Below are 19,944 nucleotides of genomic sequence, written 5' to 3'. Positions count from 1 at the left end.
CATCACGCCCGCAGCGTGCCGCCGGTCTTCTTCGTCACCTCGGCGACAACCTTGGCCGCAACCGCGTCGATCTCCTGGTCGGTCATGGTCTTCTCGCGCGGCTGGATCGTCACCGCGATCGCGACCGACTTCTTGTCGGGATCGATGCCCTTGCCCTCGTAGACGTCGAACACGGTCACGTCAGTGATCAGCTTCTTGTCGACATTCTGCGCCGCGCGCACGATGTCGCCGGCCTTGACGCTGCGGTCGACGATGAAGGCGAAGTCGCGCGACACCGGCTGGAACGCCGAAAGCTCCAGCACCGGCTTGGCGCGCGTCGCCCGCTGCTTGCCCTGCGGGATGCGCTCGAGGATCACCTCGAACACGATCATCGGGCCGTCGGCGCCCAGCGCCTCGGCCGCGCGCGGGTGCAGCTCGCCGAACCAGCCGAGCACGTTCTGCGGACCGATCTGGATGGTGCCGGAACGTCCCGGATGCAACCAGGCGGGGCCGCCCGGTACGATCTGGAGCGCCTGCATCGGCGCACCGGCAGCCGCCAGCACGGCGAAGGCGTCGGCCTTGGCATCCATTGCATCGGCCGTCGTCGAGCCGGTCCAATGCCGTCCGATGCCCCTCGACGACGCGTAGCCATGGCGCACGCCCGAAGCCGCGACGAGCTGGTCCTCGGGCTTGTCGCCGCGGAACACCTGGCCGACCTCGAACAGCGCGACATCGGGCGTCCCGCGGTTGATATTGGACTGGACGGCGCCGACCAGGCCGGGCAGCAGGCTCGGCCGCATGTCGGAGAGATCGGCCGCGATCGGGTTGGCGAGCACGAGCTCGCTCTGGCCGCCGCCGAACAGTTTGGCGGCGTCGTTGGTGATGAACGACCAGGTCACGGCTTCCACCATGCCGCGAGCGCCGAGCCCGCGCTTGGCGCGCCGGGTGCGCAGCTGCATCGGCGTCAGCACCGGCTTGCGCGGCTCCTCGCCACGCTCGAACGGCGTCATCGGCACCTTGTCGACGCCGACGATGCGCACGATCTCCTCGACGATGTCGGCCTTGCCCTGCACGTCGGTGCGCCAGGACGGCACCGCGATCTTCACCACCGGGCCGTTGCCGGCCAGCATGAAGCCGAGCCGGGTGAGGATCAGCTTCACCTCGACCAGCGGCACCTCGATGCCGGCGAGCCGCTTCACCTCGCTGAGCGGGAAGTCGATGATGCGATCCTCGCCGAACTGCTTGCCGACCACGACGTTCTCGGACGGTGTGCCGCCGCACAGCTCCAGCACCAGCCTGGTCGCGAGCTCGAGCCCGGGCACCATGAAGGCCGGATCGACGCCGCGCTCGAAGCGATAGCGCGCGTCCGAATTGATGCCGAGCTTGCGGCCGCTCTGCGCGATGTTGATCTCGTTCCACAGCGCCGATTCGATCAGCACGTCGGTGGTGCCCTCGTCGCAGCCTGAGGCCTCGCCGCCCATGATGCCGGCGAGCGATTCGACGCCGTGCTCGTCCGCGATCACGCAGACATTGTTGTCCAGCGTGTAGGTGCGGCCGTCGAGCGCGAGCAGCGTCTCGCCATCCTTCGCGCGGCGTACGGTGAGGTTGCCCTTCACCTTCTTGGCGTCGAATACGTGCAGCGGGCGGGCGCGGTCGTAGGTCATGAAGTTGGTGATGTCGACCAGCGCGTTGATCGGGCGCAGGCCGATCGAGGTCAGCCGCTTCTGCAGCCATTCCGGCGACGGCCCGTTCTTCACGCCGCGCACCAGCCGCAGCGCGAAACCGGGACACAGCGCGGCGTCTTCCACGGTCACCTGGACCGGGCAGGGGAATTCGCCCTTGATCTGCTTGATCCCGGAATCTTTGAACTTGCCCATGTCGGCGGCGGCGAGATCGCGCGCGATGCCGTGCACGCCGGTGCAGTCCTGCCGGTTCGGCGTCAGGTTGATCTCGATCACGGGATCGCCGAGCCCGGCCCATTCGGCATAGCCCTTGCCGAGCGGCGCATCGGCCGGCAGCTCCATGATGCCGTCATGGTCTTCCGAGATCTGCAACTCAGCCGCCGAACACAGCATGCCGCGGCTCTCGACGCCGCGGATGGTGCCGATGCCGAGCGTGATGTCCTTGCCGGGGATATAGGTGCCGGGCGGCGAGAACACGCTGATCAGGCCCGCGCGCGCATTCGGCGCGCCGCACACCACCTGCACCGGCGCGCCGCCGTTACCGGTGTCGACCATGCAGACGCGCAGCCGGTCGGCATTCGGATGCTGCTCGGCCGAGATCACGCGCGCGATGGTGAACGGCGAAAGCCGCTTCGCCTTGTCCTCGATGTGCTCGACCTCGAGCCCGATCATGGTGAGCTTGTCGGCGAGCTTCTCGAGCGGTTCGTCGGTCTCGAGATGTTCCTTCAGCCAGGAGAGGGTGAACTTCATGACGCCAACCTATTGTCCAAAACTTCAATCAGACGGAAGCGCTCGCAGATCAGCAGCATGTCGTCGCTGAACTTGCCCTGCCGGCCGAAATAATCGCGGTGGGCGCGGCGCCAGTAGTCGAGGCTGCGGTCGCCTTCGCCTTCGTCGTGGGCGAAGCCCGCATCGACCTCGCCGAAACGGCGGGCGGTTACCTCGGTGGTTTCGATCACGCAGGCCGGTGTGCCGCGGCCGTCGAGCACGACCCAGCACTCGCCCGGCGCCGACAGGTTCGGCTCGTCCGGCGTACAGCAGGTCGCGGTCTTGACACCGCGGATCACGAGATCGAGCAGCTCGTCGGCGAGCTCCGGCCCGTCGCCGAATGCGAATGACCGCAGGCCATGATATTTGCCGGGCACGGCAACCGAATTCACGAGCTCAATCCCCCTGCGATCGTCGGGATATCGAGCGGCTTGAAGCCGTAATGGTTGAGCCAGCGCACGTCGTTTTCGAACAGCTGGCGCAGATCGGCGATGCCGTATTTCAGCATCGTGATGCGGTCGAGGCCCATGCCCCAGGCGAAGCCCTGGTAGACGTCGGGATCGATGCCGCAGGCGCGCAGCACGTTCGGGTGCACCATGCCGCAGCCGAGGATCTCCATCCAGTCCTCGCCCTCGCCGAAGCGGATCTCGCCCTTGTCGCGGCGGCACTGGATGTCGACCTCGAGCGACGGCTCGGTGAACGGGAAGAACGACGGCCGAAACCGCATGTTGATGTGGTCGACCTCGAAGAACGCCTTGCAGAACTCGTGCAGGATCCATTTCAGGTGGCCGAGATGCGACCCCTTGTCGATCACGAGGCCTTCGACCTGGTGGAATTGCGGCGTATGCGTCGCATCGGAATCGATGCGATAGGTGCGGCCGGGGCAGATAATGCGGATCGGCGGCTTCTGGGTCAGCATCGTGCGCACCTGCACCGGCGAAGTGTGGGTGCGCAACAGCATGCGCGAACCATCGTCCTTCGGATTGAAGAAGAAGGTGTCGTGCATCTCCCGCGCCGGATGGCCTTCGGGGAAGTTCAGCTTGGTGAAGTTGTAATCGTCGGTCTCGATATCGGGACCTTCGGCGATCGCAAATCCCATGTCGGCGAAGATGGTGTTGACCTCATCGAACACCTGGCTCAGCGGATGGATGCGGCCGGCCTCCGCCGGCGCCTCGCGCAACGGCAGCGTGACGTCGATGGTCTCGGCGGCGAGGCGCGCATCGAGCGCGGCCGCCTTCAGCACGTCGCGCCTGGCCGCCAGCGCCTGCGTCACCGCATCCTTGGCGAGGTTGATCTTCGCGCCCTCGGTCTTGCGCTCGTCCGGCGACATCTTGCCGAGGGTGGCGAGCAAGGCCGAGATCGAGCCCTTCTTGCCGAGGGCCGAGACGCGCACGGCCTCGAGGGCAGCCTCGTCGGCGGCGGCGGCGATCTGGTCGAGGATGGACTTTTCGAGCGTTGCGAGGTCGGACACGGTCAATTCCTGCGCTTGAGCGGTGCCTGATCTGGCGGGAAGAACCGGGGCTCCCGTCGCGGACCATGCACCAAAATGCGGCTGGGTTGTCGCCGCCCGAAGGCCGTAACGTCAAGCAAAAAGCCGGTCATTCCGGGCCGATGGCCGGCAGCATTGAACCCCGCGCAAAGGCCGGGTTACCCAAGGGGAGCTCGAGGAGGCCCATGCGATGTTGCTGCGAACTTATCTGGCCGTGCCAGCGGTCCTGCTAACGCTCGGCGCCGCGCATGCCGCGGCCGAGGAATGTCCCGCCAAATCGACCCAGATGGACGACATCATTGCAGTGCTGGAGAAGGCGCCGAGCTGCAACCGCGCGATGAAGATCTTCGGGGCGTGCGAATACGGCGCCAGCGGAGACGTCCAGTTCGGCGAAGTGGTCGAGAAGAAGTGCGAGGCGGACTTCCTGTCCGGCCTCGGCGCAGGGCAGAAGCGAGCTTATGCCCACGAACTCAAGCGCTGCGACGACAAATACGCCAACGAGAGCGGTACCATGTACCGCTCGTTCACCGCATTCTGCCGGGCAGAGGTTTCGCAGCGCCATTCGCAGAAGGCGCTGAAAGCGGGCCCGAAAGCCCGCTAGAATTACGCAGCCAGCGCGGCCTTGGCCTTCTCGGCGATCGCCTGGAACGCCACCGGCTCGTGGATCGCGAGATCGGACAGCACCTTGCGGTCGACGACGACACCCGACTTGGACAGGCCGTTGATGAACACGCTGTAGGTCATGCCGAACGGACGGACGGCGGCGTTGATGCGCTGGATCCAGAGCGCGCGGAAGGTGCGCTTCTTGCGCTTGCGGTCGCGGAAGGCGTACTGGCCGGCCTTTTCGACCGCCTGCTTGGCAACGCGGATGGTGTTCTTGCGGCGGCCGTAATAGCCCTTGGCGGCCTTGTAGACTTTCTTGTGCTTGGCGTGAGCGGTCACACCGCGTTTGACGCGAGACATGACGGAAATCCTTGATCTGGAAGAGACGGGGCGCCGCGCGAGGGGCGGCAGGGTTCAAGCGAATGAGCGCGATCAGGCGTTCGGCAAGAAGTACTTCTTGACGTTGTCGCCGTCGGTCTTGAACAGCACGCGGGTGCCGCGGAGCTGACGGATCTGCTTCTTCGTCCGCTTGATCATGCCGTGGCGCTTGCCGCGCTGGGCGTGCATGACCTTGCCAGTGGCGGTCACCTTGAAGCGCTTTTTAGCGCCCGACTTGGTCTTCAACTTGGGCATTTAGCTCTCCTGTCGCACAGCACGAAAATCGCCCCGAGAGGCGTCCGGCCGGCTAAAATGCTCGTTAGAGCGTTGAAAGTGCTGAGGTTTTTCCCGAATTGAAAGAACCTGCACTGAACGTCGCCACGGCAGCCCTTGATCAGCCGGGCGGCGAAGGCCCGGCTTATGACAGAGGATCGGCGGTTTTGCAACGTTTGAAGCGGGAAATCGGGGTCGGAACCGGTCCCGTAGCCCTGATGGAGCCCAACCGGGCGGGCATTCGCGCGACCCGATGGCTCCATCCGCGGTACCAAAACAGAAACGGCCCGTCAGATCGCCTGACAGGCCATTTCATCGCGACTACAAACTAATTCGAATTAGCGCGGCGCCAGCACCATTACGACCTGGCGGCCTTCGAACTTGGCGTCCTGCTCGACCTTGGCGAACTCGGCGACGTCGGCCTTCACCTTGTCGAGCAGCTTGGTACCGATCTCCTGGTGCGCCATCTCACGACCGCGGTAGCGCAAGGTGATCTTGACCTTGTCGCCTTCCTCGAAGAAGCGCTGCATCGCGCGCATCTTCACGTCATAGTCGTGATCGTCGATCATCGGGCGGAGCTTGATCTCCTTGATCTCGACGACCTTCTGCTTCTTGCGGGCCTCGGCGGCCTTTTTCTGCGCGGAATATTTGTACTTGCCGTAGTCCATGATCTTGCAGACCGGAGGACTGACGTTCGGCGAAATCTCGACCAGGTCCATGCCGGCTTCCATGGCCATCTTGATGGCAACCATGGTCTCGACGGTGCCCTTGTTGACACCGTCGGCATCGATCAGCTGGATCTGCGCGTTGCGAATCTCATCATTGGTGCGCGGCCCGTCTTTTGCGACTGTGGGCGGGGCTCTATTGGGACGGCGAATGGGTAACTCTCCAAAGTTGTGAAAGGGAAGGCGGATATTTTGAAGCAAGACGCTGCGACGGGCAAGCGAACTCGCGTTCTATGCGGCAAAACCGTCAAATGCGAGGCATTTTCGCCACGCACGGCACATATAGCGGGCGCGTCTGCTCCGCAAGGCTCGGGAGGCTTGAAGGCTCGGCGCGCTGCCGTTGACCGACGCCGCGCGACGATTGAAAACCAGATCTCTGACATGCGAGTGACCGAACCATGAGCCAAACCGCCGCATCCGAACAGGAACCCGCGTTCATCGAGGTTGGCGAAGCCGACGCCCGGCGCCGGATCGCGGTCCGCGCCCGAACCGGCGGCGGTCCGGGCCTGTTCTGGCTCGGTGGCTTCAAGTCCGACATGGCCGGCACCAAGGCGATCGCGCTCGACGCCTGGGCTGCGGAGCACGGCCGCGGCTGTGTCCGGTTCGACTATTCCGGCCACGGCGAAAGTGGCGGCGAATTCGTCGACGGCACGATCGGCCGCTGGCTCGAGGAGAGCCTGGCGGTGTTCTCGCAGTTCTGCAGCGGGCCGCAGGTCGTGATCGGTTCCTCGATGGGCGGCTGGATGGCGCTGCTGTTAGCGCGCGAGATCGCTCGGCGTGGCAAAGCCGGCGGCGGCCGGTCACAGCTCGCCGGCCTGGTGCTGATCGCGCCTGCGCCCGACTTTACCGAAGAGCTGATGTGGAAGGGATTTCCGCCGGAGGTGCGGCAGGAGATCGAGACCAAGGGCATGTGGCTGAGGCCATCGGAATATGGCGACGGCTCGCCCTATCCGATCACCCGCAATTTGATCGAGGACGGCCGCAATCATCTGCTGCTCGGAGCCAAGATCGATGTCGGCTGTCCGGTGCGCATCCTGCAGGGCGCGCAGGATCCCGATGTGCCGTGGAAGCATGCGTTCGCATTGGTGCACCGGTTGCCGGCCGAGGATGTGGTGCTGACCATGATCCAGGACGGCGATCACCGGCTGTCGCGGCCGCAGGACATCGCGCGGATCATCGCCGCGGTGGCGGAGATCGGGTAGCGTTTTTCCTTCTCCCCTTGTGGGAGAAGGTGGCCATAGGCGGCCTTTGGCCGCCGTCAAAGGACGCCGATGCTACACATAGGCTATGCGTAGTCCGTGCCGGATGAGGGGTTCTCTCCGCGGAGACAGACCCCTCACCCGTCTCGAATGAGCTCTCGCTCATTCGATCCACCCTCTCCCACAAGGGGAGAGGGAAGAAGAAGCGAGGAGTCTGGAGAGATGCCAATGGACACGACGACGATGCTGCGCGCGTTCTGCGACGCGGTCGAGCAGCGCAACGGCAAGGCTTTCGCTGATCTCTTCACCGAGGACGGCGTCTATCACGACGTGTTCTATGGCGCTTTCGCGGGCCATGCCAAAATCGCCGAGATGATCGACGACTGGTTCTATAGGACCGCGACCGATTTTCGCTGGGTCATGCATGATCCCGTCAGCGACGGCACGACGCTCTACGCGCGCTACACGTTCAGCTATCGCTCGACCCTGCCCGAGGCCAAGGGAGCGCGTGCGATGTTCGAAGGCGTCGCGATCATGCGCCTGCGCGACGGCAGGATCACGGAGTACCACGAGGTCGCCAACACCGCGCCGGCCTTCGTCGACCTGAACTTCGCACCGGAACGGATCGCCAAGATCGTCGGCAAGCAGGGCACGGCGCTGAAGGCGCGGCCGGAGATGAAGCGGCATTTGGCGTAAACAATCTCCGCCGTCATTCCGGGGCGCGCGAAGCGCGAGCCCGGAATCCACTTCTCCATTTGTTCTGTGGCCCGATGGATTCCGGGCTCATCGCTGCGCGATGCCCCGGAATGACAAGGGGAGAGAGCCTACGGCGGCGGCGGGTTGCTCATCGGCTTGCGCTGGGCGAGCGCCGCCACGGTCGAGGTGCCGATCGGGCCCTTTTCGTCATAGAGCCAGCATTCGCCGATCGCGATGCCGTCGGTGGCGTGGTGATTGACGACCTCGAAGCCGATCCAGTTGGTCACCGGCAAACGGTGCAGGTAGATCGTGACGTCGCTGTTGATGTAGCCAAGGCCCTGGTCGCCGGCGTTCGCAAAGGGGCTGGCGAAATCGGCGCCGGTCGCGACATGGACGAACGGCGTCATCTTCACGCCGGCGACGAGCTCCCGCACCTCGCTCATCCAGAGCCTGCGTTCGCCGAGCGAACCCATGCGGCCGGTGATCGGCCGCGTCTCCCATTTGCCGTTCATGCCGAGCCTCGGATCAACCGGCTTCGGAATCTCCGCGGGCGCCGGCACCTGCCAGTTCGGCGGCGACCACACATTGCCCGGCGCATTTTCCGTCCGGCGCAACAATTGGCAGGAGGCGCGCGCCATGCTGGTGCCGCCGGAGATGAACTCGGCCTCGACCACCTTGATGCGGAGCCCGTCGCGCACGAGCCTGGTCGTCACCTCGACCGGCGTCGTGATGTTGGGCAGCCGGAACATGTCGACGGTCAGACGTGCGGGCACGAAATCGTCGGAGCCGTGGCGCTCCTCGATGACGAAGCCGAGCAGGCCGATCACGACGCGGCCGTGCATCGATTCCGGGCTCCAGGGACCGTTGGCAACCGATGTCGGCATGAAGCCGTCGCCGTGCCGGGTGAAGAAAGGCTGGTTTGTCATGGCGGGCGACCATGACGGGAACGGCGCGATGAAATCAAGAGGCGGCTGCCGCGCGCCACTCCTGCTGCACCGTGATGTCGGGCTCGCCGCCGGCCCGCGACGCCAGTGCCGCGAACGCGTCGCGCTCGATCAGTTGCGACAGTGCCCACACCGCTGCGCCGCGCACCAGCGGGCTTGCATCGTCGAGCAGGCGCCGCGCTTCGCCGGCGAGGCCGGCGTCACCGGAATTGCCGATCGCAACCAGCACATTGCGGATGAAGCGGTCGCGGCCGATGCGCTTGACCGGCGACCTGGTGAACAGTGCGCGGAACGCTGGATCGTCGAGCCGCGCGAGATCGGCGAGATCGGGCGCCCGCAACGCATCGCGCGCGGCGAGTTTCTGCTCGCGCCCCTCTTGCGCGAATTTGTTCCACGGGCATACCGCGAGACAATCGTCGCAGCCATAGATGCGGTTGCCGATGCTCTTGCGGAATTCGTGCGGGATCGGTCCCTTGTTCTCGATCGTCAGATACGAGATGCAGCGCCGCGCGTCGAGCTTGTAGGGCGCGGGAAACGCCGCCGTCGGGCAGATCTCCTGGCAGGCGCGACAGCTGCCGCAATGGTCGGTCTCGGCCTCGTCGCGCGGCAATTCGGTCGCGGAATAGATCGCGCCGAGAAACAGCCAGGAGCCGAATTCGCGCGAGACGAGATTGGTGTGCTTGCCCTGCCAGCCGATCCCCGCCGCCTGCGCCAACGGCTTCTCCATCACGGCCGCGGTGTCGACGAACACCTTCACCTCGTCGCCGGTGGTCGTGGCAAGCCAGCGCGCCAGCACCTTCAGCCGCTTCTTGATCACGTCGTGATAGTCGTCGCCCTGCGCATAGACCGAGATCGCGCCCTGCGACCAGCGCGCGAGCAGCTTCAGCGGATCATCGTCTGGCCCGTAATTGACGCCGAGCATGACGATCGAGCGCACGCCATCCCACAGCACGCGCGGATCGGCGCGGCGCTCCGGATTGGCGGCGAGCCAGTCCATGTCGCCATGGCCGCCGGAGCCGAGAAACTCCAGAAAATACTTGCCGGCCTCGCTGGTCGCATCAGGCCCGGTGATGCCGATACTGTCGAAGCCGAGCGCCCGCGCCTCGCGTTGCAGCGCTGCCTTGAGATCGGAGGAAGAGAGCCTGACCGCCGGGTTCAGAAGTCGAGGTCCACATAGGTGCGCGATGCCGGCACCCCCGCCAGCCACTCGCTGAGCAGCGGGCGGAACGACGGACGGGACTTCACCCGCGCGTACCACGACTTTGCCGCGTCGTCCTCGCTCCATGGCACGTCGCCCAGATAGTCGATCGCCGAGAGATGCGCCGCGGCGGCGAGATCCGCGTAGGTGAGGCGGTCGCCGGCGAGATAGTTCCGCGTCTTCGCCAGCCAGCCGATATAGCTCAGATGATAGCGCACATTGACCTTGGCGGCGCGCATGATGTCGGGCGCCGGCGGACCGCCGCCATTGTCCTCGCTCATGAAGCGCTTGTAGATCCGCTCGGTCACCAGCGGGTTGGAGGCTTCCTCGAAGAACTTTTCGTTGAACCATGCCATCAGCCGGCGCACCTCGACGCGCTCGGCCGAAGAGGTCGGCAACAGTCGCCGCTCGCCGGCGTCGAGGCCGTGCGTCTCGTCGACATATTCGGCGATGATGGGTGCACCCGGAATCGGCGGAAAGCCCTCGGCGATCAGCACCGGCGTGGTCGCCGCCGGATTGAGTGCCAAGAACGCCTCGCGCCGCTCCCAGACCCGTTCCTCCACCAGGCGCAGATCGAGGCCATACTCGCCGAGCACGAGGCGGATGAATCGCGAATGCGGACAGAACGGGTGATGATACAGCGTATACATGAAGCCCTTGGTAGTTTCGCGGCGCTTAAGAAACCATCAACCTGTGCGACCTGGACCGGTGATTTTGGACCGGTGATTTGGCCAGACTGGCCCCGATCGTCTCTATGTCGCGTCGGCACGCAAAGCGGTAGCTGATCCCGCGGATGGCGCGGGTCACAAAAACGCTATAGCCCAGCAAATCGGCCGGGTAACCCATTGTTTGACGATTTTTTGCGATTGCGGCCAATGTGCGAATAAGCGAGAAGAATCCGGTTTTCCACACAGGGCAGATCAGATCATGATGACGGATATGCTGCGGGCGGTGATTCTCGGCATCGTCGAGGGCGTCACCGAGTTCCTGCCGGTTTCTTCGACAGGCCACCTGCTGCTCGCGGAGCGCTTCTTCAATCTCGGCGAAGGCAATTTCTGGAAGAGCTTCGCGATCCTGATCCAGCTCGGTGCGATCCTCGCGATCCTCGTGCTCTACTTCAACCGATTGTGGCGCGTCGCGCTCGGCATGTTCTCCAATCCCGACGACCGCCGTTTCGTGATCGGTGTGCTGGTGGCGTTCCTGCCGGCGGTCGTGATCGGCTTGATCGCCGGCAAATACATCAAGGAATTCCTGTTCAATCCGTGGGTGGTCTGCTTCACGCTGATCGTCGGCGGCGCCGTCCTGCTGTGGGTCGATCAGCTCGATCTGAAAGTATACGAGGACGATGCGACCCGGTTCCCGCTGCTGATGTATTTCTGGATCGGCGTCGCGCAGTGCCTGGCGATGGTCCCCGGCGTATCGCGCTCCGGTGCCAGCATCGTCGCCGCGATGATGCTCGGCGCCGACAAGCGCTCGGCGGCGGAGTTCTCGTTCTTCCTGGCGATCCCGACCATGGTCGGTGCGTTCGTCTATGACTTCTACAAGAACCGCGCCGACTTCACCTCCGACAATCTCAGCGTGATCGCGGTCGGCTTCGTGGTGTCGTTCATCACCGCGATGATCGTGGTGCGGGCGTTCCTCAACTTCGTGACCCGCCGCGGCTTCACCTTCTTCGCCTGGTGGCGCGTGATCGTCGGCACGCTCGGCCTGATCGCGCTGGCGCTGGGAAGGTAGGGACGATCTATCCGTCGTCCCTGCGAAAGCAGGGACCCATAACCACAGCCTTCTCGGTGGCGCAGGGCTGTGGCCCTGGCGTCCTGCATCTCGGGCATTTGTGGTTATGGGTCCCGGCTCAAGGCCGGGACGACAGGTGGAGAGAGCGGCTTAGGCGCTCTTCTTCTGGAACTGGCCCGTCGCGCGGAACCGCCAGAGATATTGCGGAGCGACCGCTTCCATCGAGTCCGGCGTGATGCCGAGGCCGGCGAAGGTCAGGCCGGCGGCCTTGGCGGCGTCGGACACCACATTGTCCACGCGCAGCATCGCGACCTGGTCGGGCGTCAACGTGAACGGCCCCGGCGCGAATTGCAGGAAGTAGGATTTGAGCTTGGCGAGGCCGAACGGCAGCGGCATCAGCATGCGGTCGCGCTGGGTGATCTCGAGGATGATCTGCATCACCTCGCGCATGGTCAGCACCTCAGGGCCGCCGAGCTCGTAGGTCGCGCCGGCCTTGGCCTTGCCGTCGACCGCATCAGCCACGGCGTCCGCGACGTCGGCGACATAGGCCGGCTGCACCGTGTTGACGCCACCGCCGACCAGCGGCAGCACCGGCGAGATGCGCGCCAGCGCCGCGAAGCGGTTGGTGAACTGATCCTCGGGTCCGAACAGCAGCGACGGCCGCATGATGGTGGCCGACGGCAGCGCCGCCTGCACCGCGGTCTCGCCTGCCGCCTTGGCGCGGAAATAACCCGACAGCGAATCCGCATCGGCCCCGATCGCCGAGACATGGACCATCCGTCCGCCGCTCGCAGCCGCCGCCTTGGCGACCGTCTCGGCGCCCTTCACCTGCACGGCATCGAAACTCTGCCCGCCGCCTTCGGCCAGGATGCCGACCAGGTTGATGGCGACCTGCGAATCACGCATCGCCGCCTCGACCGAGGCCGGGTAGCGCACATTGGCCTGCACGGCATGAATCTGCCCGACCCGGCCGAGCGGCTGAAGATGGCCGGCCAGTTCAGGCCGCCGCACTGCAACACGGACCCGGTAATCGCGCTTGCAGAGCGCCCGGACCACGTTCCGCCCCAGAAACCCCGATCCGCCGAAGACCGTGACTGTGGTGTCCAGGTTCGATGCCATGGGAGGATTCCTGTCGGATTCGGGAGTTATTGACGTGGGTTAGCCAACTGGCGATACGCCATCGACCCCACCATGTACAGGGTATTCGATTTTTCGTTTCCTGAATTTGACAAGCGCGTAACCGAACCTTACTAACGCGCCCACGCCCAGGTGGTGGAATTGGTAGACGCGCTGGCTTCAGGTGCCAGTGGCTTAACGGCCGTGAAGGTTCGAGTCCTTTCCTGGGCACCACCCCTCTTGAATCATCTTGTCCTTCAATAAGATGCACGCCCCTATCGGGGCGTTGCGCCACCGCTGGGCGACGCTGCTGTCCGTGCGGCACCGTTGAGGCGTGATCGGGCCCGACGGAGGTATGCGGCAAGGCGGTCAACGCCTCGGTCAGGCCGCTCCGCAACGACATGAATCCATCACTGCGACGCCTCAAGCCCAGGCAAGGGCGACCTCAATACCGCCGGCCCCGGACGTCTGCTGGGTGTGCCCTTCATCGCGCGGATTGCTGACGCTGCGGCATCGCGCCGAGTGAGCGTGCGGGGGCATTTGCCGGTGGGTCGGGGTCCCGGAAAATCCGGACTGGCGGAATTGGCAGCTAGTGATACTATCATTCGATAAACTGTATAATGGGATGATGTAATGTCGGTTTCCCGCTTTGCCGTCACCGCCCTGGCGGCCGCATTGGCCGCGATCGGACTTGCATCGTCTGTTGCAGCCCAGCCGGTCGATCATCACGTGCGAGTGACGCTCGTGGGTACCGGCGGCCCCGAGATCAATCCGACACGATACGGATATTCGACGCTCATCGAAGCCGGCGGGCAGCGACTGCTCTTCGATGCGGGAAGAGGTGTCGTGCAAAGGCTCTACGAGTCTCGCGTCAATCCGCGTGAGGTCACCAAGATTTTCCTGACGCATCTCCACAACGATCACATCGAAGGATTGCCGACGTTGTGGATCACGCCATGGTTTCTACTCGCGCGTGACAAGCCGCCGGAAGTCTGGGGACCGCCAGGCACGCTCAAAATGATCAAGGGAATGCGTGCAATGTTCAGCGATGTTGAGAAGCGGGGAGGCGTCAATGGCTTCAACAAGATCGAATACATGGACGTGAAAACCACGGAGATCACCGACGGACAGGTCTATGACCAGGACGGACTGAAAGTCAGCGCCTTCAAGGTGTCGCATGGGGATGGCGATCCGGCCGTCGGTTACAAGATCGAGTACGGCCATCGCGTCGTCGTTCTGTCGGGTGACACGGTCTACAGTCCCAACGTCGTGACCGCGGCGAGAGGTGCGGACTTGCTGGTCCACAACGTTGTCGGATTCAGCGATGAATGGATGGCGCGCCCAGAGGCGGAAAAGCACCGAGCTGCGGTGGCGTCGAAGCTCGCCTCACCTGAACAGGCAGCCCGTGCATTCTCTGAATCGAAACCGCGCCTCGCCGTCCTTTCGCACATCGTGAAGAAGGATCTGTCGGGTAAGGCGGGTGACGAAATCATCGTGAAGCAAATCCGCCAGGCCGGTTACACCGGCCCGATGCTGATGGGCGAAGATCGGACGGTCATTGACATCGATGACGACGGCGTCAAAGTCACGCCGCCTCGCCCAACCGAGAAACTTCCCGACCTCGACAACAAGAATGTCAAGCTGGACGACGTTCAATGAAGCCCGAGCCGGTTGATATGAGACCGTGAGGCGTTGGGACTCTCGGCAACGGCTGCGGCGTCATGACCTAACGCGACCGATCCGGCATCGCCAAGTCTACGCGGGCGAGGTGGTCACGCCACTGCACCAACCGATCTGCGCCGGCAAAGCGACCGGCAGCAGCTCGGCAAACCTTAACACAAGCCCTCACACGATCCGCCGCCCGGCGCGCCGCGCGATCGGCTTCTGCACAAAGTACATCGCGATCATCGAGAACAACGAACTCGCCACGACGACGTAGCCGATCCGGTCGAAATGCAGCAGCGAGCCGTCCGGGTTCTCGGCGACGATCGCGGCAGCGACCACCGAGCCCAGTCCGCCCGAGAGTTGCTGCACCGAGGCGGAGACAGCGCTGAACGATCCGCGCTGGCTGGCGTCGGGGATCGCCGACATCAGCGCCTGCGACGGGATCATGCGCGAGAAGATGCCGACGAACATCAGCACGTTGACCACGATCGCGGTCAGCAGCGAGACGTGGCCGAGATTGGTGTAGGTCAGCACCATGATCACGGTCACCACGCAGCCGAACACGAAGGTCGGATATTTGCCGAACCTGTCGGCGGCGCGGCCGACCAATGGCCCCATGATGATGCTGAACAGGCCGGAGACCAGATAGATCGTCGGCAGGTGCGTAATGTCGATGCCGAGATTGTGCACGGTGAAGGCGCTGCCGAACGGCATCAGCATGAAGCCGCCGGTCGCCAGCAGCGTCGTCACCAGGAAGGCCAGCGTGTAGCGCGGCTGGCCCACGGTTGCGATCAGGTGGCGGAACGGGTTGCCGTCGTGTTGCAGCTTGAGGTGTCCGTCGACCGGCTCCATGAACAGCACAATGGCGGCGATCGCCACGATCGACAGGCCGACGATGGCCACGAAGCAGATGTGCCAGTTCCAGTGATTGGCCAGGAAAAGTCCGGCCGGGACGCCGAGCACCTGGCTTGCGGCGAACGCGGTTTGCAGCACGCCCATCGCGCGGCCGCGCTGTTGCAGCGGAAACAGGTCGGTGACGATGGCGAGCACGACGGAGCCGATCACGCCGCCGAACAGGCCGGTGACGATGCGGCCAAGCAACAGCACGTGGAAATTCTGCGCCAGCGCGCATAGCACGGTGCCGGACATGAAGCCGACATAGAAGAACAGCAGCAGCCGCTTGCGGTCGAAGCGATCGGCGAAGCCGGCGGCGAGGATGCCGGAAATGCCGGCGGCGAACGCATAGGCCGAGACCGCGACGCCGAACTGCCCGGCCGTGATGTTGAGCGACGGCATCAGGATGGCGCCGAGCGGCGACATGATGATGAAGTCGAGGATCAAATTGAACTGCGTGAAGGCGAGCAGCGCGATCAGGAACGATTGATAGCGCGTGAAGCCGCGCACCTGCTGATCGTCGATCGGCGCGGCGATGGTCTGTTCCGACATGAGGCTCTTTTCATTGGGCGGATACGGGCTGGCAACAGATAGGGACGGCGCAGGCCGATTTCACGGGGTGGCGGATCACAAGTTCCGTCGAAATCGGTTTCGCGAAAGCGCGGAGCGCTCGCCATCGGACGGCGGCGATGCAGGCCTGCGCCTGCGACGCGCCTGCTCTGTACATCACCGACGCGGAAGCGTATGCACGCAAGGGGTGTGAACAAGGAGCGCACATCCAAAGGTTCCGTCTGTGGCGGTCGCGCAACAGGTCGCCGCAAATCGTTTCCAGCCTGAATGGAGCGAATCAGCCGACGCTGAGAGCGGGGCAGGGGAAGCAGGAGCGCGAGCCGGAGCTTCGCGCCGAAGGTGGAGAAGGGCATGGTTTCATCGCGGCTCGCGGCGATCCTGTCGTGCACTCTGGGTGGCGGTTATCTCCTGTCGGCCTCGCAGGCGCTTGCCGCTTGCGACAATCTCGCGCCGGTGAGCGGTCAGACGGTGACCTGCTCGACCGCGGCACCAAACCCCTCCCCCGCAGGCGTGCAGGCCGCGGCCGGCAGCTCGAACGTCACGGTGAGCGTGTTGCAGGGCGCGGGTATCACGCCCGGCGCGGGTGCAACCGCCGTCGGCCTCGTCACCGGCAGCACCGCCACCAACAACGGCACGCTGACCATCAGCGGCGGCGGCACTGGAATCTTCGGCAGCGGTGACGGCAATGTCTTCACCAACGGCGCGTCGGGCGTGATCACGACCAGCGGCGCCGGCAGCAATGCCATCGCCGACAGCGGCAACGGCAATACGCTGGTGAACAACGGCACCATCACGACGCAGAACGGCGCCTCGCGCGGCCTCGCCATCACCGGTCTCTCGCCGAGCAGCGGCAACACGCTGATCAACACCGGAACGATAACTACCCAGGGACCGCAGTCGCACGGGCTCTACGTGCAGACCGGCGACAACAGCACGTTTAACAACAGCGGCACCATCACGACGGCGGGCGCGGGCGCGCGTGCGATCTATTCGGTCGGCCAACTCGCCAACATCACAAACACGGGCACGCTGCTCACCACCGGCGGCCCTGCGAGCGGGATCGCGAACAACACCGTCTTCATGCAGGGCAATGGCGCCGTCCTGACCAACAGCGGGACCATCGAGGCGCGCGGCGTCAACTCCGACGGCGTATTCTCCAACACCGTGGGATCTTCGTTTACCGCGACGATCCAGAACCTCGCCGGTGGCCAGATCATCAGCCAAGCGGGCCCTGCGATCCGCACGCTCAACGGCGTCACCACCATCGTCAATGCCGGCCTGATCGCCGGCAACAGCGGCAGCGCGATCGCGGGCGGCAACGGCAATATGACGCTCGTCTTGCAGACCGGCTCGCAGATCGTCGGCCTCGCCGATGGCGGCAGCGGCAACAATCAGGTCCGTCTGCAGGGCAGCGGCACAGCCGACAATGCGTTCACGCGCTTCCAGACGCTGACGATGGAAGGCAGCGACTGGACTTGGGCAGGCACCGGCACCTTCGCCAACACCTTCATCAACAGCGGCACGCTGACGCTACAGACCTCGCTGACCGGCAATGTGTCGATTGCGGCCGGCACCAGCCTTCAGGCGGGCAACGGCGCGAATCCGTCGATTACGCCGTTTCCGGGCGGACCGCCGATCACCGTTACCAATGCCGGCGTCATCAACCTCACCAATGGCGGTGCCGTGGCGGCGAACAGCCTGACCATCGTCGGCAACTATGTCGGCAACGGCGGCGGCCTTTATCTGCACAGCGTGCTCGGCAGCGATGGTTCGCCATCGGATCGGCTCGTGATCTCCGGCGGCAATGCCTCGGGCACGACGGCGATGACCGTGATCAATGCCGGCGGCGCCGGCGCGCAGACCACCGCCGACGGCATCCTGGTGGTGCAGGCGATCAACGGCGGCACCACGTCCGCCGCCGCGTTCGGTCTCTCCAATGCGGTGGTTGCGGGCGCGCACGAATACATGTTGTTCCGAGGCGGCGTATCGGCCGGCAGCGCCGACAACTGGTATCTGCGCTCGGAATTGCTGCCGGGTACCAACCCGCCGGTGCCGCCCGTTCCGCCGGTCCCGCCGCCTCCCGGCGTGACGCCGCCGCCGCTCCCTCCCGATCCCGTGACGCCAACACCGCCGCCGGATGGCTCGGAGCCGATCCAGCTCTATCGGCCTGAAGCCGCGGTCTATTCGGCGCTGCCGCAGGTGGCGCAGAAACTCGGGCTCGCGACGCTCGGCACCTTCCATCAGCGCCAGGGCGATCAGGCCCTGCTCACCAGCAGCGGTGACCAGCCGGCCGCATGGGCGCGCGCATATGGCTCGCACAGCTCGCAAAGCTGGGCCGGCACGGTCAGCCCTTCGTTCGACGGCACCATGGCCGGCGTGCAGGTCGGCGTCGACATCCTGCGCTTTCAGTCCGCGCCGGAGCATCATGATCGTGCCGGCTTCTTCTATGCCTATGGCTGGGCCAACGGCACCGTCAATGGCTTCGCGCTCGGCATGAACGACATCCGCACCGGCACGCTCTCGATCGACAGCCAGAACATCGGCGGCTACTGGACCCATATCGGTCCGTCGGGCTGGTACGTCGACGCGGTGCTGATGGGCAGCTTTTATGGTGCAAGCCCGCAATCGGATCGCCAGGTCGGTGCGCGGGTGTCCGGCACCGGCGTCGCGGCGTCGCTCGAAGCCGGCGTGCCGATTCCGCTGAATCGCTTCTTCGCGATCGAGCCGCAGGCGCAACTGATCTGGCAACGCCAGGCGTTCGACAGCTTCAACGACATCTTCTCCAGCGTGGCGCCCGGCAGCGCCGATACGCTGACCGGCCGGCTCGGCGTGCGCATTCCGTCGACCTTCACCGTCGGCACTGCCGAATTGCGTCCCTATCTCGAGGCCAATCTCTGGCACACCGCCGCGAACGATCGCAGCATCGCCTTCGCCACCACCGACCTGATCGGCGTGCAGAGCCGCGGCACCGCCGTCGAGATCGGCGCCGGCGTCTCCGCGCAGATCAATCGCGCGGTCAGCGCCTATGCGAGCGCGGGCTACACCACCTCGGTGGACAGCACCCATCGCGAGGACATCACCGGGCGGTTTGGCCTCCGGGTCAGCTGGCAATAGCGACGCCGGGTCGCGACCGGCGAGCCAAGCCATTGTCTCCGTTGCACAATGGCGCTACACCCCGAGCCGGCCGTGCCGGCGGAATGAGGGACGGGCGTCCTCCCCTTTTGATGCCCGCTCGCCTGCCGGCGAATAGAACGATAGCTTGTTCCAAGAGCGATTCGACGAGGTTTTTGACAGCATGACCATCCGCCTGCATCGCGGCGACCTGCCCGATCTCTCGCGCTACACCGATTCCGTTGCGATCGACACCGAGACCATGGGGCTGCATCCGCATCGCGACCGGCTCTGCGTGGTGCAGATGTCGAACGGCGACGGCACCGCCGACGTGATCCAGATTCCGAAGGGTCACACCGATGCGCCGAACCTGAAGGCGCTGCTCGCCAATCCTGCGATCACCAAGATCTTCCATTTCGCGCGCTTCGACGTCGCGGTGCTCTACAACACTTTCGGCGTGATGCCGGCGCCGGTCTATTGCACCAAGATCGCGTCGCGGCTGTCGCGCACCTATACCGACCGCCACGGCCTGAAGGATCTGGTGCGCGAGGTGCTGAACGTCGAATTGTCGAAGCAGCAGCAGTCGAGTGACTGGGGCGCGCAAAGCCTCAGCGAGGCCCAGCTCGCCTATGCCGCCTCCGACGTGCTGCACCTGCACGCGCTGCGCGACAAGCTGAACGTCATGCTGGCGCGCGAGGGACGCACCGAGCTGGCGCAGGCCTGCTTCGATTTCCTGCCGACACGGGCCAGGCTGGACCTCGATGGCTGGGAAGCCGAGGACATCTTCGCCCATTCGTGATTTCGCCCGTTCATGATCGGGCGCGAATTCGTCGGGGCGGAACCGGTTCCGCCCCGTTTCGGCCAAACTGTTCACGCGTGGTCTCCCGCAGGGGCGCGACGCGAGGTCCGGGCTGCATAAT

General features: G+C 64.8%; 18 protein-coding genes and 1 tRNA gene. 8 read left to right on the top strand and 11 right to left on the bottom strand.

Annotated features, from left to right (window positions below):
• Positions 1-2: 2 nt before the first annotated feature.
• From pheT to pheS, 3 genes are read right to left on the bottom strand one after another with little or no spacing between them, the layout of a single operon-like run.
• Positions 3-2,411, bottom strand: a complete 2,409-nt coding sequence (pheT, locus tag CWS35_RS05855; protein ID WP_100951254.1) for a phenylalanine--tRNA ligase subunit beta — start codon at positions 2,409-2,411, stop codon at positions 3-5.
• Positions 2,408-2,821, bottom strand: a complete 414-nt coding sequence (locus tag CWS35_RS05850; protein WP_245438883.1) for an ASCH domain-containing protein — start codon at positions 2,819-2,821, stop codon at positions 2,408-2,410. The genes pheT and CWS35_RS05850 overlap by 4 nt, the downstream gene beginning before the upstream one ends.
• A complete protein-coding gene (gene pheS, locus CWS35_RS05845; RefSeq protein ID WP_100956072.1) occupies positions 2,818-3,900 on the bottom strand; it encodes a phenylalanine--tRNA ligase subunit alpha in 1,083 nt (360 codons plus the stop codon). The genes CWS35_RS05850 and pheS overlap by 4 nt, the downstream gene beginning before the upstream one ends.
• Positions 3,901-4,108: 208 nt before the next feature.
• Between pheS and CWS35_RS05840 the strand changes: the two genes are divergently transcribed.
• Positions 4,109-4,519 (top strand): hypothetical protein, encoded by a 411-nt coding sequence (locus tag CWS35_RS05840; protein ID WP_168226275.1) that lies wholly within the window; start codon positions 4,109-4,111, stop codon positions 4,517-4,519.
• Positions 4,520-4,521: 2 nt separating this feature from the next.
• Here the strand turns inward: CWS35_RS05840 and rplT are convergent, their stop codons facing one another.
• From rplT to infC, 3 genes are all read right to left on the bottom strand, one after another.
• Positions 4,522-4,881, bottom strand: a complete 360-nt coding sequence (rplT, locus tag CWS35_RS05835) for a 50S ribosomal protein L20 (RefSeq protein WP_018269297.1) — start codon at positions 4,879-4,881, stop codon at positions 4,522-4,524.
• A gap of 72 nt (positions 4,882-4,953) precedes the next feature.
• Positions 4,954-5,154, bottom strand: coding sequence for a 50S ribosomal protein L35 (rpmI, locus tag CWS35_RS05830; RefSeq protein ID WP_008539890.1), 201 nt, complete (start codon positions 5,152-5,154; stop codon positions 4,954-4,956).
• Between the two features lie 356 nt (positions 5,155-5,510).
• On the bottom strand, positions 5,511-6,050 hold the full coding sequence (infC, locus tag CWS35_RS05825; RefSeq protein ID WP_024584293.1) for a translation initiation factor IF-3: 540 nt from the start codon (positions 6,048-6,050) through the stop codon (positions 5,511-5,513).
• 245 nt (positions 6,051-6,295) lie between these two features.
• Between infC and CWS35_RS05820 the strand changes: the two genes are divergently transcribed.
• The gene (locus CWS35_RS05820) at positions 6,296-7,099 is read left to right on the top strand and encodes a carboxylesterase (RefSeq protein ID WP_100951252.1); all 804 of its coding nucleotides are present in this window, start codon (positions 6,296-6,298) and stop codon (positions 7,097-7,099) included.
• A 225-nt stretch (positions 7,100-7,324) separates the two neighbouring features.
• Positions 7,325-7,792, top strand: a complete 468-nt coding sequence (locus CWS35_RS05815; RefSeq protein ID WP_100951250.1) for a nuclear transport factor 2 family protein — start codon at positions 7,325-7,327, stop codon at positions 7,790-7,792.
• 128 nt (positions 7,793-7,920) lie between these two features.
• On the opposite strand, the gene CWS35_RS05810 is transcribed toward CWS35_RS05815, so the two are convergent.
• The 3 genes from CWS35_RS05810 to CWS35_RS05800 are packed head-to-tail and all read right to left on the bottom strand — an operon-like array spanning position 7,921 to position 10,584.
• Complete coding sequence (locus CWS35_RS05810; protein WP_100951248.1) at positions 7,921-8,718, bottom strand: acyl-CoA thioesterase domain-containing protein; 798 nt, start codon at positions 8,716-8,718, stop codon at positions 7,921-7,923.
• Positions 8,719-8,752: 34 nt separating this feature from the next.
• The gene (gene queG / locus CWS35_RS05805) at positions 8,753-9,943 is read right to left on the bottom strand and encodes a tRNA epoxyqueuosine(34) reductase QueG (protein ID WP_100951246.1); all 1,191 of its coding nucleotides are present in this window, start codon (positions 9,941-9,943) and stop codon (positions 8,753-8,755) included.
• The gene (locus CWS35_RS05800; RefSeq protein ID WP_024584298.1) at positions 9,892-10,584 is read right to left on the bottom strand and encodes a glutathione S-transferase family protein; all 693 of its coding nucleotides are present in this window, start codon (positions 10,582-10,584) and stop codon (positions 9,892-9,894) included. The genes queG and CWS35_RS05800 overlap by 52 nt, the downstream gene beginning before the upstream one ends.
• A gap of 277 nt (positions 10,585-10,861) precedes the next feature.
• On the opposite strand from CWS35_RS05800, the gene CWS35_RS05795 reads away from it, so the two are divergent.
• A complete protein-coding gene (locus CWS35_RS05795; protein ID WP_024584299.1) occupies positions 10,862-11,668 on the top strand; it encodes an undecaprenyl-diphosphate phosphatase in 807 nt (268 codons plus the stop codon).
• Positions 11,669-11,818: 150 nt separating this feature from the next.
• Here CWS35_RS05795 and CWS35_RS05790 read toward each other — a convergent pair whose 3' ends face one another.
• Positions 11,819-12,787 carry a complex I NDUFA9 subunit family protein gene (locus CWS35_RS05790; RefSeq protein ID WP_024584300.1) on the bottom strand — a complete coding sequence of 323 codons (969 nt, stop codon included), beginning with the start codon at positions 12,785-12,787 and terminating at the stop codon, positions 11,819-11,821.
• Positions 12,788-12,931: 144 nt separating this feature from the next.
• Between CWS35_RS05790 and CWS35_RS05785 the strand changes: the two genes are divergently transcribed.
• Together CWS35_RS05785 and CWS35_RS05780 are read left to right on the top strand one after the other, a co-directional pair.
• Positions 12,932-13,018, top strand: a tRNA-Leu gene (locus CWS35_RS05785).
• A 399-nt stretch (positions 13,019-13,417) separates the two neighbouring features.
• A complete protein-coding gene (locus CWS35_RS05780; protein ID WP_100951244.1) occupies positions 13,418-14,443 on the top strand; it encodes an MBL fold metallo-hydrolase in 1,026 nt (341 codons plus the stop codon).
• A gap of 186 nt (positions 14,444-14,629) precedes the next feature.
• Here the strand turns inward: CWS35_RS05780 and CWS35_RS05775 are convergent, their stop codons facing one another.
• Positions 14,630-15,895 (bottom strand): MFS transporter, encoded by a 1,266-nt coding sequence (locus CWS35_RS05775; protein ID WP_100951242.1) that lies wholly within the window; start codon positions 15,893-15,895, stop codon positions 14,630-14,632.
• Positions 15,896-16,264: 369 nt separating this feature from the next.
• Between CWS35_RS05775 and CWS35_RS05770 the strand changes: the two genes are divergently transcribed.
• Together CWS35_RS05770 and CWS35_RS05765 are read left to right on the top strand one after the other, a co-directional pair.
• Positions 16,265-19,027: an autotransporter outer membrane beta-barrel domain-containing protein gene (locus tag CWS35_RS05770; protein ID WP_100951240.1), complete on the top strand. Its 2,763-nt coding sequence runs from the start codon at positions 16,265-16,267 to the stop codon at positions 19,025-19,027.
• 181 nt (positions 19,028-19,208) lie between these two features.
• Positions 19,209-19,823 (top strand): ribonuclease D, encoded by a 615-nt coding sequence (locus CWS35_RS05765; protein WP_100956068.1) that lies wholly within the window; start codon positions 19,209-19,211, stop codon positions 19,821-19,823.
• Positions 19,824-19,944: the final 121 nt, after the last annotated feature.

The organism is Bradyrhizobium sp. SK17 (assembly GCF_002831585.1).
GTDB lineage: Bacteria > Pseudomonadota > Alphaproteobacteria > Rhizobiales > Xanthobacteraceae > Bradyrhizobium.
The sequence above is the reverse complement of the archived record's forward strand: the minus strand, read 5'-3'. Positions and strand labels throughout refer to the sequence as shown.